We start from the raw sequence: 14,054 nt of genomic DNA on the forward strand, positions 1-14,054 counted from the left end.
TAACGTTTTTCTCAACATAATAAAGGCTGCGGAGATGTACTCCGCAGCCTTTATTTGTATTCCTACTCCTCAGTTCTTAGGGATTTTTCTTCTTAATCTGTTGGCGTTTTGCCTCGGTTTGTTTCTTGGCATCATCCGCTTGTTTTTTAGCTTCTTCGGCGGCTTTCATCGAGCGCTCCAAAATATCGGAGAACTTCGATTTCTTTTTCACACCCGACGCAATCTTCTTGCGGTTTTCTTCCAGAATCGCCCGGATTTTATCATCGTTTACAAAGCGACGAATAATCTGCTGTTGAAGAATGGTCACGACGTTGGAAACCAAATAATAAAAGCTCAAACCTGCCGGGAAAGAGTTCATGATGAACATAAACATGACGGGCATAAAGTACGTCAACATGCGCATGTCGGGCATCCCGGGCTGCTGTACTTGCGTAGGCGTGATTTGGTTGTTATACCATGCGTACACTAATTGTGAAATCGTCATGGCCAGGGTGAAAATACTCACGTGCGCACCGTAGAACGGAATCGAGAAAGGCAACTTAATGGGTGCATCATAGGTAGAAAGGTCGCTTGCCCACAAGAAAGCCTCCTGACGAAGTTCAATCAAGTTAGGAAACAAAAAGAACAGCGACATCAAAATCGGCATCGTTGCCAATACTGGAATACAACCGCTCAACGGACTGACGCCCACTTGCTGATAGAGTTTCATTTGCTCCTGTTGCATTTTGGCGGCATCGTCGCCCACTTTTTCGCGTATCACGGCCAATTCAGGCGCGAGCATCCGCATCTTAGCCATACTCACGTACGATTTATACACGAGTGGCGTCATCACGAGCTTGACAATCAGTACCAGAACAATGATTAAAATTCCGTAATTGCTGAAGAATTTCTCCAGAAAATTGAACATCGGAACAAAGAAGAACTTGTTGAGGGGCTTTAGGATAGCATAGCCTAGGTCTACGTTGTCGCCAAAATCAGGGGCGGCTTTTACTTCTTTTACTACCTGATAATCGTTAGGTCCGAAGAACAACTGGAAGTTGCCTTTGCCAGCTTTCAAATCGGCCGTGGCGAGCGAACCCTCACTTTGCATGGTTTTGATGTAGGTTGTATCCGTAACATCCACCAGTGATTTTAGAGTTACGTTGCTTAGTGGGGTACCTTTGGTAATAAATGCCGTTAAGAAGTACTTGTTTTTGTGCGAAAACCACGAAACGGGTTGTTCGATTTTTTCTTCCACATTTTCGCTTTGACCGCGACCGATGTCGGAGAGAGAACCGTCTGAGTAGTAATTTGTGGTGACTACCTTGCGGTTTTCGGTCATGTCGTTGTCGAGTTGCTTGAGTTTGTCCTGCCACACTAGGCGCGTAGGCTCATTTTTGACAAGCCCGTCTAGTCCGACCAATTGCACATCATAATCAATCAGGTAACCGTTACCTTGTATGGTGTAGGTTTGCTCCACATACTGGTTGTTGCCCATTGGCAGGCGAAACGATACTTTTGCGGATTTGCCTGCGCTGATGGTTTGGCTTTGTGCATCGGTGGTGAAGTACAACTCCGAAAGGTTAACCGTTCCTTTATTGGTAGGGAGTTCAAGGCTGAAAGCACTGCTTTGTTCATCAATGAGGTACAATGGTTGCAGCGTATACGTTTTGTATTTCTTGAGCAATACCTCTTTGACATTTCCGCCCTTGGTGCTGAATGTAACACGCACATCGTCGTTTTCTACGACAATGTCGCGGGCCGTTCCTTGCGCCGCACTAGCAAAATCACCATACACCGCTTGGGCCGTGATGGAATCCAATTTCTTTTGGGCCGGAGCCGTGGCCGCGGGTCTCGGTGCGTTTTTGGCTTGCTCCGCAGGATTAGGCTTGGTAGGTTCAGGGCTTGGGGCCAAGAGCTGGTACCCAATCAGCATCGTCATAATCAGCGCTAATCCAATGATTTGATTTCTCTCCATTTGTTTGGTTTTGACGTTATATGTTACACGTTGTCCGTTAGCGGTAAATCAGTTTGTTGCTTTTTTCTGATTACCCGTTAAACTTTAACGTTTAACTATCTTTTTTTAAAACGGCTGCAAAGTTAGTGAGTTTTCAAGAAATAGCACTTGAAGGAAGGATAAGCGGTAATATTTTACCGAAAATTTAACTTATCCACTTAAAAAATTAATAATAGCTGAAAATTTTCTTGACACAATCACGTTAAAGAGTTATCATTGCGAAACTTTCTGGCAGTACTGCGGTTACAATCTGATACCGGTTCATCCAAATACCGCCTCTCTTGTTCAGTTTCAGCTTACATTCAGATATTTTCCTGGTTTGCTCTCTAATTGTTAAACACTTAATAGTCAACGATTTTCTTGCGTAAAGATTCTCTTTACTCTCCTCTATTTTATGCTCAGCATTGACGATCTTAACCTCAAGCTCCTGTCCGAGCTACGGGTACTTGCCGAACAACTCGGTATCAAAGACCAAAACAAGTATTCTAAAAAAGACCTCATTAACCGAATTTTCGAACAGCAAACGGCATCAGCAGCTTCCGAAGCTGTCGTCCCGCCCAAGCGCGCTCGTAAACCGGCTAGCAGTACGCCTGCCCCTGCTCCTGCACCTTCTGTTCCTAAACAGGAAGAGCTGCCTATTCCTTCGGCTCCCGTCCTTGAGGAAAAAGTGGTGAAAAAAGCAGAAGAGCCAGTAAAGCAGATGCCTATTGCCCACAAACGTCCGCAATCTCATTCATTTGTGTCAGACAACTCAGATAAACGTTCAAAGCGCCAACGAATACAAAAAGAAAAAGAAGAAGAGCCCGAACTTTCCTTTTTCAATGCCCCTGCGGAAGTGGCTGTTGTTCAAGAACCTGTCGCCATTTCAGAAGAAATGGTGCCCGCTTCGTTGATGGAGGAAGGAGAAGATTTCGGCGATCTCAAAATTGATTTGCCCGAAGAAGAATTCCTGGATACTTCCTTTATTACGGAAAATCTCGAAGTAGAGCCAGTGGCGGAGGTAGGCCCACCCAAACCCGAAGAACGCCCCCGTGAATACCGGGGCGATGATGTCCACAACAAAATCAAACGTCAGTATAATAACTACGTAAAAGAATTTGATGGACTGATTGTCAACGAAGGGGTGCTCGAAATTATGTCGGATGGCGGCTACGGATTTCTACGCTCAGCCGATTATAACTACCTCGCCAGCCCCGATGACATTTATGTATCACCGTCACAAATCAAACTTTTTGGTTTGAAGACAGGCGACAGTATTCGTGGCTCGGTTCGACCTCCCAAAGAAGGTGAAAAATATTTTGCCTTGCTCCGCGTCGAAACCGTCAATGGAAAAACCACCGAAGAAATTCGTGACCGTATTCCGTTTGAATATTTAACGCCTTTATTTCCCGAAGAACATATTAAGTTGAGCGGCAAAGCCGACAACTATTCAGCGCGGGTATTGGACTTGTTTGCGCCGATCGGTAAAGGACAGCGCGGCATGATCGTGGCGCAGCCTAAAACGGGTAAAACGGTGTTGTTGAAAGAAATTGCCAACGCCATTACGCGCAATCACCCCGAAATTTATTTGATTATTCTCCTCATCGACGAGCGTCCTGAGGAAGTAACCGATATGCAGCGCAGTGTGCGGGCTGAAGTGATTTCCTCTACTTTTGATGAGCAGGCCGACCGCCACGTAAAAGTATCGGGTATGGTGCTCGAAAAAGCCAAACGCATGGTAGAATGCGGTCACGATGTGGTTATTCTGCTGGATTCGATTACGCGTCTGGCCCGGGCCTACAATACCGTCACACCTGCGTCGGGTAAGATCCTTTCGGGGGGGGTGGATGCCAATGCCCTGCACAAACCCAAACGTTTTTTTGGAGCTGCTCGTAACGTGGAGCACGGCGGCTCGCTGACCATCATTGCCACGGCCTTGATTGATACGGGTTCAAAAATGGACGAAGTAATCTTTGAAGAATTCAAAGGAACGGGTAACATGGAACTTCAACTTGACCGACGTTTGGCCAACAAACGTATTTATCCAGCCGTTGACGTGATGGCTTCAGGAACGCGCCGGGAAGATCTGTTGCTTGACAAAGAAACCCTACAACGTATGTGGATTCTGCGTAAGCACTTGTCTGACATGAACCCCAACGAAGCCATGGACTTCTTGCTCGACCGCATGAAAGGTACTCGCAGCAACGAAGAGTTTCTGGTTTCAATGAACCGATAAGCTATTCAAGTGAATTTTTCCTTTAACAGCCGAGCCGCAACACGTTGCGGCTCGGCGTGTTTTTAGCCAATCAAAAACACGGTAGGTTTTCGGTGCAAATCGTAGGTTTTATTTTTCCAGTCTTTGACGAAAAGCGTTTTGACAAATCCGTCGGAAGCCGTCAGGTTACAGGCTACACAGAGGCGGGTGGTAGGTTCACAATGAATCAGTAAATCTTCCATTACCTGATTGTTTCGGTAAGGTGTTTCGATAAACAACTGGGTTTGTTTGCGCGACATGGCTTCTTTTTCCAAATACTTAATCGTTTTTATCCGTTGGGCGCGTTCAATGGGTAAATAGCCGTGAAACACAAACGATTGACCGTTCAATCCCGAGGCCATGAGGGCCAATAAAAGGGACGACGGACCCACCAGCGGCACTACTTCGATGTTGAGTTGATGGGCTATCTTCACGGCGGTTGCGCCGGGGTCAGCCACGCCCGGGCAGCCCGCTTCTGATAATACACCGGCGTTTTTTCCTTCTTTCAACAAAGCTTTGAGCTGCGCCAATGTTTCGGCTTCGGGGGTTTCTTTGTTGAGGTCGTAAAAGGTCAGGGTATCAATGACTTTCCCCAATTTAAGGCCGCTAATAAAACGCCGGGCGGTACGTAGGTTTTCGGCAAAAAACACATCAAGATTTTTGACGCTTTCGGAAACTTGGGCAGAGAGTACATCGGCAGAGGTATCGTCGGCGAGGGGCGTGGGAATCAGAAATAATTTCATTGTAAAAAGTTAACCAAAGATTGCACAAACGCTTCGGGCTTTTCGGCCTGCACCCAATGGCTCGCGCCTTCGATGGTGTCAACGGTGGAGTTAGGAAAAAGATGCTGAATGGTGGGAAGATCTTTATCTCGAACGTAACCAGATTTTTCGCCGCGCATAAAGAGCGTGGGTTCGGTCACAATGCGCGGGTTGATGAGGTCTTGCCCGATGATTTCGATGTTTGCTTCAATGACGGGCAAGTTGAGTCGCCACGCAAAAACGCCATCGTCGTTACGGTAGAGATTTTTGAGTAAGAACTGCCGTACCGACGGAATCGACTCGTACTGACTCAAAATTGCATCGGCCTCGTTACGACTTTGCAACGAAGCTAGAGGAATGGCTTTTAAACCTGCGATGATTTCGGCGTGATGCACTGGGTACGAACGTGGGGCAATATCGACGACCACCAGTTGACTGAATGCCTCTGGATACTGCATGGCGTACTGCATAACGGTTTTGCCACCCATCGAATGTCCGACCAAAATGGGCTTTTCCAGTCCTTGTTGTTGAATAAATTCGTGTAAATCATCGGCCAACTCGGGGTATGTATGCGTAGGGGCGTGTGGAGAACGCCCGTGGTTGCGCTGGTCGACGGCGTATACCGAAAAGCCTTGGTCGGCAATTACTTTGCTGATGGTGAGCCAGTTGTCGCACGAGCCGAAGAGGCCGTGCAAGATAACCATGGGACGTCCTGTCCCGACTTGACGAAAGAAAAGTTGCATGGATTGTGTGAAATCGTTGTGATGATGGCTAAAATCCCAGTAAAAGGGGATATTGGCTAAAACCAACGTATTTGATTGGTATATGAACAAAATTAGTAACTTTTGGAAAGTATTGAAAAGTTACTTTTTGATTAGTACAAATGAATACCAGAAATGCTTGCTTACTTTTTTTGATTTGGCTCATTAGTATATCCACCTTAGCTCAAGAACGTATTGAGCTAAGGCCCTCAAAAGAATCGGTTTCAGTAGGATTGAAGTGCGGCGTTTTGGAGGATTCGGAAGGGGTTTTTAACCTTCAAACCATTCAAAAAATACCCTTTATAAGAGCCATGTCGACCATCCCGAACAGTGGGTATACGACTTCGGTCGTTTGGGTGAAAATAAATGTACTGAAAACGGGAGAAAATCGGTGGTATTTAGAAATTGACAACCCCCGCTTGAACGATGTGACATTGTACGTGATTCATGACCAAAAAATGGTATACACCCAAAAGTTAGGAGATGCTTTACCTTTTGACGCTTATTCTATCCCCGACCGAAGCCCCATTTTCAATCTCCCTTTGGCGTCTAATCAATCGTACACCCTGTATTTGCGGGCGGTTTCGACCGAAGATTTAAAATTACCGCTGACGTTTTGGGAAGAACATCAACTGTACGCTCATTTGGCGGGCAAAAACCTTATTTGGGGGATTTATTTCGGGTTTATTTTGCTCATTACGCTGTATAATTTCTTTTTATGGTTCGTAACCCGCGATTCAATTTATGGCCATTATTGTCTTTATGTGTTGTTTTTTGGTGCATTTCAATTTTGTTTGTACGGTTTTGGCTATCAATATATTTGGAGTAACTCCGTGTTTAATGACCGTTCCCACATCTTTTTTTTGGGTATCTCGGGCGTATTTCTGACGTTCTTTTCGCTTGCTTTTTTGGACCCGTACAAACGCTTTCCTTGGTTAAAACTGTTCATGAAAACCGCCGCTTATGTCTTTGCGGTGGGTTTTACGGCTTGCCTGTTTTGGTATAATTCGTACATCAACGTGGTTTTTATTACCGCCGCTGCCGTAATGGTTGGCATTCAGTGTTACAGCGCTATCGGCTTGGCGTGGGCGGGTTCAAAAATGGCTCAATTGTATTTGCTGGCTTCAGGTACGCTGTCAGTGGCGGTGTTGGTGGTAGGGATGAAAAATCTTGGTTGGATTTCCGCCGACAACCAAGATTATTACCTTATGGCGGGATCTATGTTTGAAATCGTTTTGTTTTCACTGGCGTTGGGGTATCGGCTACGGTCGATGCAGCTTGAAAAACTTCGTCAACAACAGATGAGAGATGAGATTTCAATCAATCTGCACGATGATTTGGGGGCGTCTTTGAGCAGTTTAACTATGATTTCGGAACTTAATCGGCGAAAAGCCCAAAAGCGAGATCCCGAGTTGGCGGAAATGTTTGGGCGAATCAGTGAGCGTTCACGCGAAGCAATGCGTTTGGTCAGGGAGGCAGTTTGGGAAATTAATCCGTACAACGATGCTTCCGAAGAGTGGGTGGACCGGATGGTGACATTTGCGCAGGATACGTTCGGAGCCCGACAGATTGAATTTGAACTTTTGATTGATGATAATCTTCGCAATGAACAGTTTCCTATAGACCAGCGGCGCAATTTGTTTTTGTTTTTTAAGGAGGCGGTCAACAACATTGCCAAACATTCAGGGGCTACGCACGCAAAGGTGCATTTCGAGAAAAAAAACGGGGTTTTAAAATTGTTAATCAGCGATAATGGACATGGATTTAATGTTACGCAGGCTACCGAAGGCAATGGACTTAAAAACTTTCAAAAACGGGCAGAAGCGCTCAAAGCCAATTTGGCACTGCAATCATCGCCCCAATCAGGCACGTGCATAGAATTGACTTTTCGGGCGTCGGCCTACTTAAATTAACAGTTGACAGGCATACGTTTTCTTCTCAAATTTACCGATGATAAACCCACCCAATATGATACGTGTTGCGCTATTTGAGGATATAAAAGAAATTCGAGAACTCTTAACCGAAACCATCGAAAACAGTGAAGGGCTGTTGATGACGGGGGCCTACGCTAATGCAAACGAGGCCCTGAAAGTCATGAAACGCGACCGACCCGACGTGGTGCTGATGGATATTCAGATGCCCGGCATATCGGGGATTGAGGCCGTGCGTACAATCAAGGCTAGTTTTCCAGAGATTCAAATTTTAATGCAGACCGTTTTTGAGGACAATGCACGTATTTTTGCGGCGATTTGTGCAGGCGCTTCGGGATATATTTTAAAGGATGCTACTCCCGAACGTTATTTAGATGCTATCATTGAGGTAGCGCAGGGCGGAGCGCCCATGTCACCGGTGATAGCCCGCAAAGTATTGGCGATGTTTCAGGGGCAAAATGCCGCTTCTCCCAAGGAAGAATACCATGAACTCAGCCCGACGGAACAAAAAGTGCTGGGGTGTTTGGTGAGGGGACTAAGCTATAAATTGATTGCGGATGAATGCAAAATAAGCATTTCTACGGTCAATTTCCACCTCAAAAATATTTACCGTAAACTGCACGTCAACTCGGCCACCGAGGCCATTTCTAAAGCACTTCGTCAGCAATTGACCAGTTTGTAAGGGTAGGCTTATTATTATCTCTTAACCGAAAAACAGCAGAATAATAAATTTAAATGTAAGGGCAGGTCCGTGGCGGTGTACCGCTTACGTCTGCCCTTTGTTGTTTAGGTCTGCGCCAATTCCGTCTTTTGCCTACTTGATTTAGTAGTTTACAGGGCTTCGGGAAAGCACTACTTTTGAGTCATTCAAAATCGTTTAATGAATACTCTAAATCCAAGCTGCTTATGAAATTCAATGTCTTGTTGCCCGCTCTGTTGCTTTGTATGGGAGGCGTTTTGTTTGGTTATGCCCAAGAAGAAGAAGAGCAAGAGCCTGAAACTCCCGTGAAGAAAGTGAATCTACAGTTGCTGACGCAAAACGCTTCGCCTTTGCAGAAAAACAAGCTAAACCAGTTGAAGTCGCAGGCCCAGACCAAAAAGTTTTCGTTTACACCCCGAGTGACTTCTGTTTTGGGGGCCGATTTGACCAAAATTACGGGTTACAAAGTGGATAAGACCCTAACGGCCGATAAAATGCAAAAGCAAATAGAGGCCGCCAATAAATCGTTGAGCGAATCGGGGGAAGGTGGTAATGTAACCACTTTTTCGTCGGCACCACCGCCACCAGTGTTTAGAACCCCCAACCTTCCCGCCATCCGAAATCAAGAAAGTTGTGGTAGCTGTTGGGCTTTTGCAGCCTGTGGAGCGGCCGAAATAAGTTTTCGTAAAAAATATAATTATAGTACCAATTTGGCTGAGCAACAGCTAGTTGATTGCGCTACGCCTGCATTTGATGGTTGTTCAGGTTTTTTCTCCGAAGGAGCAATGACCTATATGCAGTTGTTTGGGGTGTTGTACGAAACCCGTTATGAATACGACGCCCGCGACAACAACCGTTGCCGCGACAACGTACCGCGACGAAAACACAAACTTTTGGCGTGGTCGTGGTTGGATGCCAATCCCTTTAACATGGACGATGCCACGGCCATCAAAAGGGCCATCCTGCGCTATGGCGCGGTGACCTGTGGTATTGTGGCAACGGATGCATTTTGTAGTTATGGCGGTAACGAAGACGAGGTATTTGACGAAATTGCCCCGCAAGATTTCAAGGCCGAAGACGTAAATCATGCCGTGGTCATTGTGGGTTGGGACAACAATAAAGGGGCGTGGTTGGTCCGTAACTCGTGGGGTACGGGTTGGGGAAATGACGGCTACGCGTGGGTAAAATACCGCCACAATGGCATCGGATTTAATTCTGTTTGGGTAAGCGGAAAAAAAACGTGGACCAATAATTAACCTCAGCCCGCAGCATGAAAAGAATCATTCTCGGGATGTTTTTGCTCACTTTTGGGCAAACTACCCTCAACGCTCAATCGGATGTTGCCTTTGAAAAAGTAAGCATTTGCCTTACCAATAATCTTAACCGTTGCCTGAGTAGAGCCCGCGTGGAAACCATCAGCGAAAACGACCCACTGACGGTGGAAGTAGTCCTGAAAAGCAATGATGCTCGCTTTCTTAGGGACCAAGTGCAGTATATTTATGTGGAAGCGGCACGAATGTCGCCCAATTGTCTGAGGGCATCTTCCACCCCCGACAACTGTCCTCCTGATGCTTATTTAGGGTGGTTGGGCCTCTATACCTCCCCGACGGTAACTATCGCCAAGCCACAGTTGGTGGACGATGCTGATTTTAATCGTCCGCAATTGGCGGCCACCAAAAAACTGCGTCAGGAAATGCTCAAAATCCCCGTCGAAATCGTCGAAAATCGTCCGGGGCTGCCGGGTGAAAAGCCGATTGGTCGGCTGGATTGGCCTGATAATAAACGCAAACCACCTTATTCGTTTCGATTCAAAGCCAATGGAATGAGGATGATTGCCCAAAATGCCCATAAATACTTGCGCGTGACGGTGACCTTGCGAAACGGCGAAAAAATTTCTTCTGACCACGTTCGAATCAATGTGCAATGAGGTATATATTTAAAAACAAAACCATAACTTTTACCCGATGAATAGAAACGCGTTCATAAAACGTTTTCCCGCCAAAGTATCCTTTTGGGTGTTTACGTTAATCGGTGTGGGATTTATTCAATTAATGACTCTTGCACAAAATCCTGACCCGTATGTAGGCACTTTTAAGGCCGAACAGGCCGATATTTTACTCAACATTACACAGCGCAACAATCGCTATGAAGGCGTGTTTACCGCCGAGGGAAAACGCTATAACTGTGTAGCCAATCGCGTAGTGGCGGGGGTATCTGGAACCTATTCTGACAACGGACAAGACATTGAATTTTCACTTGGAAAATTATTGGGGGAATATTTTATCACCACGCAGGGAGTGACCATTCCGATGAAACGGACTTCGATGACGCCATCTTTCTCCAATACTCCCAGTACAAAACCTGCGACAGCGGCGGTACAACCCGCTCAGCCTCAGGCTACCACGCCAACAGCCGCAAGAGCTTCTGGTAAAATGTACACGAGTGCTTCAGGATACAGTTTTAATAGTCCTGCGGGCTGGAATTTGCAGGGTCAAGAAAACGGTGGTTACTCTTTCTTGCGCTCGGGGCAGCAGACGGTTTTGTCCGTTTCTCCTCATGCGTATCCGACGATTCAGGCCATTCTAAATGATATTTATGATCAAAATGATGCCGCTTCCAATACCTATTTGAAAGTCCGAAAAGAGCGTTATGGCTCCAACGGTGTGCTCGCAACCTACGAAGGAACCATGCAAGGTACACCGGCCGTGTTGACAATCCTCTCCTTGTTGTCGCCCTACGGGGGTGGGGTCACTTTCACGACCATTGCACCGCGCACAGAGCACACAACCGAGCTACCGCAAACGCTCAAGTCTATGGCAGCGAGTGCCACTTTCAGCAAACCGCAAACCTCTCCCGCCGCCGATCAATGGCGCAATCGGCTCAATGGTAAGCAGTTATTGTATTTCTATACGGCAAGTGGTTATTCCGAAAAACAAACTTTTGATTTATGCTCCAATGGCACTTTTATTTCGGGGGGAGATACGTCGGCGAGCAGTTCGGGAGGCTTTGGTGGCGATTTCTCGGCCGTGACTCAAGGGGGCGGCTCGGGTACGTGGCGTGTGGGGGCGGAAGGAAATCAGGTAATCTTGGTTTTTAATTACCGCAACGGAAATACTGCTCGGTTTACGGTGGCCACGGCCCCCAACGGAACGAGTGTGTTGTTGAACAAAAAAAAATACTTTGTACAAGCCAGCCCGAGTTGTCGCTAACGCGGGCTGGCTTGTTGGCTATTAATCCTTCAGGTTAAGGACTTTTTTCACTTCATTATAATCTTTCCAATTGACGTGCCCTAGGCGCGCGCCCGTGGCTGGCGGAACAATAACCGCCCGAAACTCTTCGTCGACAAAGAATTGATTTACGTCAACATCCTTGGAAAAAGAAATAAAAGCGGAAATGAGCCCAGGCTCCATGGCAAAGGAGTACGTTACGTGGGCATCGTTGAAATATGTATCCCACGGCACTGCGTTTACAAACGCTTTATTGGCAGCGGTGCGGTTATAAAGAAACACCATGCCGCCATCCATCGTCTTTTGGGTCAAGTACGTCTGAATAGCGCCCCCTTGCAATCCAATGGTGGTATAACGCTCTGTTTTGTTGTAATTGGTAATGAATGATTGTTTGGAAACCGCCACCCAATTGGTTGAATAGAAGGCCGTTCCGCCTGTCGTTCCTGGGTCGCCTTTAGGTCCGACGGGGCCTTGTGGGCCAACGGGCCCTGGATCACCTTGTGGCCCCGCGCAAGCCGAGACAAAAAGTACGGCGGCAAGTGATAAATAACTTAGAGTCTTCATAATGTTAGAGAGTACTCCCACCTTCAGGGAGCCGTGTTTTGGGGTGATTCATATCCTGAAGGTCTTGTGGAGGATATGAAAATACAATGAAATCATTTTTGCAAGATTAACGAGTATTTCTGAAAGATATTTAGAAACCCTGTCATAAATAATACAATCCTGTTTGCCATGAATGAAGAACCATTTTATCCTAAACTATAGATAAATCTAATGAAAAAGAACATTCTTATTTTGTCAATTCTGCTAATGCTACTGGGCGTTGGCGTGCGGGAAGTCCAAGCTCAAAATGTAACCATTTTGCCAAACGGTATCAGCCCCTCGCCAGCGGGAGCGGTGCCGCGTATTAGTTATGAAGCGATTATGGCATTGCCTTCACCGCAGGGTGGCGATTTGGCCTATGATATTACGTTTGGCGTAATGCGCATGTACAACGGCACCGATTGGTTGATTCTCCGCGCCACCGATACCGCTCGCGGAGAAGCAGGTATTTATGAAACCATAAATACGAAGCAATTAGAAAATTATTCCGTCGCCGTAGACGTAGCGGGCAATGTATACATCTCCGGCCGATTTAAAGGTACATTTTCCGCGGGTGGATTTACGCTAGTATCGGCGGGAGGATATGACCTATTTGTCGCTAAATTCAATTCATCTGGTACGTTGCAATGGCTGAGGCGTGGGGGAGGGCCTTTTGATGATTTTGATAATCACCTTACCATTGATGCTAGCGGGAATGTATACATTACCGGTGGTTTTCAGACAACTGTGAATTTTAATACTCCCTCGGCGTCGGGAAGCAATGAGTTGGTATCAGCTGGGGATTTGGATATCTTCATCGCCAAATACAATTCTGCGGGTACACTTCAGTGGCTTAGGAGGGGGGGAGGAACGGGGTCTGACCAAGGAAATGATATTGCCGTAGATGGAAACGGTAACGTGTATATTACGGGATATTTTACGGGTACGGCCAATTTCAATACGCCTTCCACTTTTGGAACCAACCAACTCATATCAGCCGGATCGGGGGATAGGGATATTCTTGTGGCCAAGTACAATACTTCTGGTACTCTTCAGTGGATTCGTCGGGGAGGAGGAACCGCGAGTAATGAAGTTGGATCTGGTATCGCTGTAGATCCAACGGGAGTGGTTTACGTAACAGGAAATTTTGCAACAACTGCCAATTTTAATACCCCCTCGGCTTCGGGTAGTCTTGAATTGGTGTCAGCGTCTGGTGGTGTAACTGATTTATTTTTGGTCAAATATAATACGAGTGGTACGGTTCAGTGGATTCGGCGGGGCGGTGGGTCAAGTTTTGATTTGGGTACCGATGTAGCCCTAGATGCAGCGGGTAATGTTTATGTAACGGGAGGGTTTTCTACAACTGCCAATTTTAATACCCCTTCGGCTTCTGGCAGCAACGAGTTGATAAGTGCAGGGAACCAAGATATACTTGTTGCGAAGTTTAATTCATCAGGGGCCGTACAATTGCTCCGACGAGCAGGAGGAGCAATAAATGATACTGGGTATGGGATTGTAGTGGATGGAAGTGGAAACATCTACGTAACGGGAGAGTTTAAACGGACGATTAATTTTAATACGCCTACTGCCACGGGAAGTAATGAGCTAGTGGCAGCAGGGGCTGATCCAGAAAGTACGGATATGTTTACGGCCAAGTATAACTCCGCTGGTACGGTGCAGTGGCTGCAACGTGGGGGCGGCGCTAGCTATGATCATGGCTACGGGATTGCACTAGGCCCAAACAGTAATCTATATGTAGTGGGGACTTACCGAGGCTTAGCCCCTTTGGGACTTGGAACATTCAACACGGGTAGTAATAACGTATTGGGCGGTTTTTGGGCTTTTTTTTAGCAGTAGAAGTGT

General features: G+C 46.5%; 11 protein-coding genes. 7 read left to right on the top strand and 4 right to left on the bottom strand.

From position 1 onward, the window contains the following. Nucleotides 1-76: 76 nt before the first annotated feature. Nucleotides 77-1,957 carry a membrane protein insertase YidC gene (gene yidC, locus GVN20_RS17270; RefSeq protein WP_166559531.1) on the bottom strand — a complete coding sequence of 627 codons (1,881 nt, stop codon included), beginning with the start codon at nt 1,955-1,957 and terminating at the stop codon, nt 77-79. A gap of 433 nt (nt 1,958-2,390) precedes the next feature. Between yidC and rho the strand changes: the two genes are divergently transcribed. Then, the gene (gene rho, locus GVN20_RS17275) at nt 2,391-4,211 is read left to right on the top strand and encodes a transcription termination factor Rho (protein WP_166559532.1); all 1,821 of its coding nucleotides are present in this window, start codon (nt 2,391-2,393) and stop codon (nt 4,209-4,211) included. 62 nt (nt 4,212-4,273) lie between these two features. On the opposite strand, the gene GVN20_RS17280 is transcribed toward rho, so the two are convergent. Further along, nucleotides 4,274-4,972 carry an SAM-dependent methyltransferase gene (locus GVN20_RS17280; RefSeq protein ID WP_166559533.1) on the bottom strand — a complete coding sequence of 233 codons (699 nt, stop codon included), beginning with the start codon at nt 4,970-4,972 and terminating at the stop codon, nt 4,274-4,276. Next, nucleotides 4,969-5,733 (bottom strand): alpha/beta fold hydrolase, encoded by a 765-nt coding sequence (locus GVN20_RS17285; RefSeq protein WP_166559534.1) that lies wholly within the window; start codon nt 5,731-5,733, stop codon nt 4,969-4,971. The genes GVN20_RS17280 and GVN20_RS17285 overlap by 4 nt, the downstream gene beginning before the upstream one ends. A gap of 140 nt (nt 5,734-5,873) precedes the next feature. Between GVN20_RS17285 and GVN20_RS17290 the strand changes: the two genes are divergently transcribed. The 5 genes from GVN20_RS17290 to GVN20_RS17310 all read left to right on the top strand — a co-directional run bounded on the left by GVN20_RS17290 (nt 5,874) and on the right by GVN20_RS17310 (nt 11,591). After that, nucleotides 5,874-7,664 carry a 7TM diverse intracellular signaling domain-containing protein gene (locus tag GVN20_RS17290; RefSeq protein ID WP_166559535.1) on the top strand — a complete coding sequence of 597 codons (1,791 nt, stop codon included), beginning with the start codon at nt 5,874-5,876 and terminating at the stop codon, nt 7,662-7,664. A 55-nt stretch (nt 7,665-7,719) separates the two neighbouring features. Further along, nucleotides 7,720-8,364 carry a response regulator transcription factor gene (locus tag GVN20_RS17295; RefSeq protein ID WP_166559536.1) on the top strand — a complete coding sequence of 215 codons (645 nt, stop codon included), beginning with the start codon at nt 7,720-7,722 and terminating at the stop codon, nt 8,362-8,364. 224 nt (nt 8,365-8,588) lie between these two features. Next, the gene (locus GVN20_RS17300) at nt 8,589-9,638 is read left to right on the top strand and encodes a C1 family peptidase (protein ID WP_166559537.1); all 1,050 of its coding nucleotides are present in this window, start codon (nt 8,589-8,591) and stop codon (nt 9,636-9,638) included. Between the two features lie 14 nt (nt 9,639-9,652). After that, entirely contained in the window at nt 9,653-10,309 is a 657-nt protein-coding gene (locus GVN20_RS17305; RefSeq protein ID WP_166559538.1) for a hypothetical protein, read from the top strand. A gap of 37 nt (nt 10,310-10,346) precedes the next feature. Continuing rightward, on the top strand, nt 10,347-11,591 hold the full coding sequence (locus tag GVN20_RS17310) for a hypothetical protein (protein ID WP_166559539.1): 1,245 nt from the start codon (nt 10,347-10,349) through the stop codon (nt 11,589-11,591). A gap of 21 nt (nt 11,592-11,612) precedes the next feature. Here GVN20_RS17310 and GVN20_RS29590 read toward each other — a convergent pair whose 3' ends face one another. Beyond that, on the bottom strand, nt 11,613-12,173 hold the full coding sequence (locus GVN20_RS29590) for a collagen-like protein (protein ID WP_206023299.1): 561 nt from the start codon (nt 12,171-12,173) through the stop codon (nt 11,613-11,615). 210 nt (nt 12,174-12,383) lie between these two features. On the opposite strand from GVN20_RS29590, the gene GVN20_RS17320 reads away from it, so the two are divergent. Further along, a complete protein-coding gene (locus GVN20_RS17320) occupies nt 12,384-14,042 on the top strand; it encodes an SBBP repeat-containing protein (RefSeq protein ID WP_166559540.1) in 1,659 nt (552 codons plus the stop codon). The last annotated feature ends 12 nt before the right edge of the window (nt 14,043-14,054 follow it).

The organism is Runella sp. CRIBMP (assembly GCF_009905605.1).
Classification (GTDB): domain Bacteria; phylum Bacteroidota; class Bacteroidia; order Cytophagales; family Spirosomataceae; genus Runella.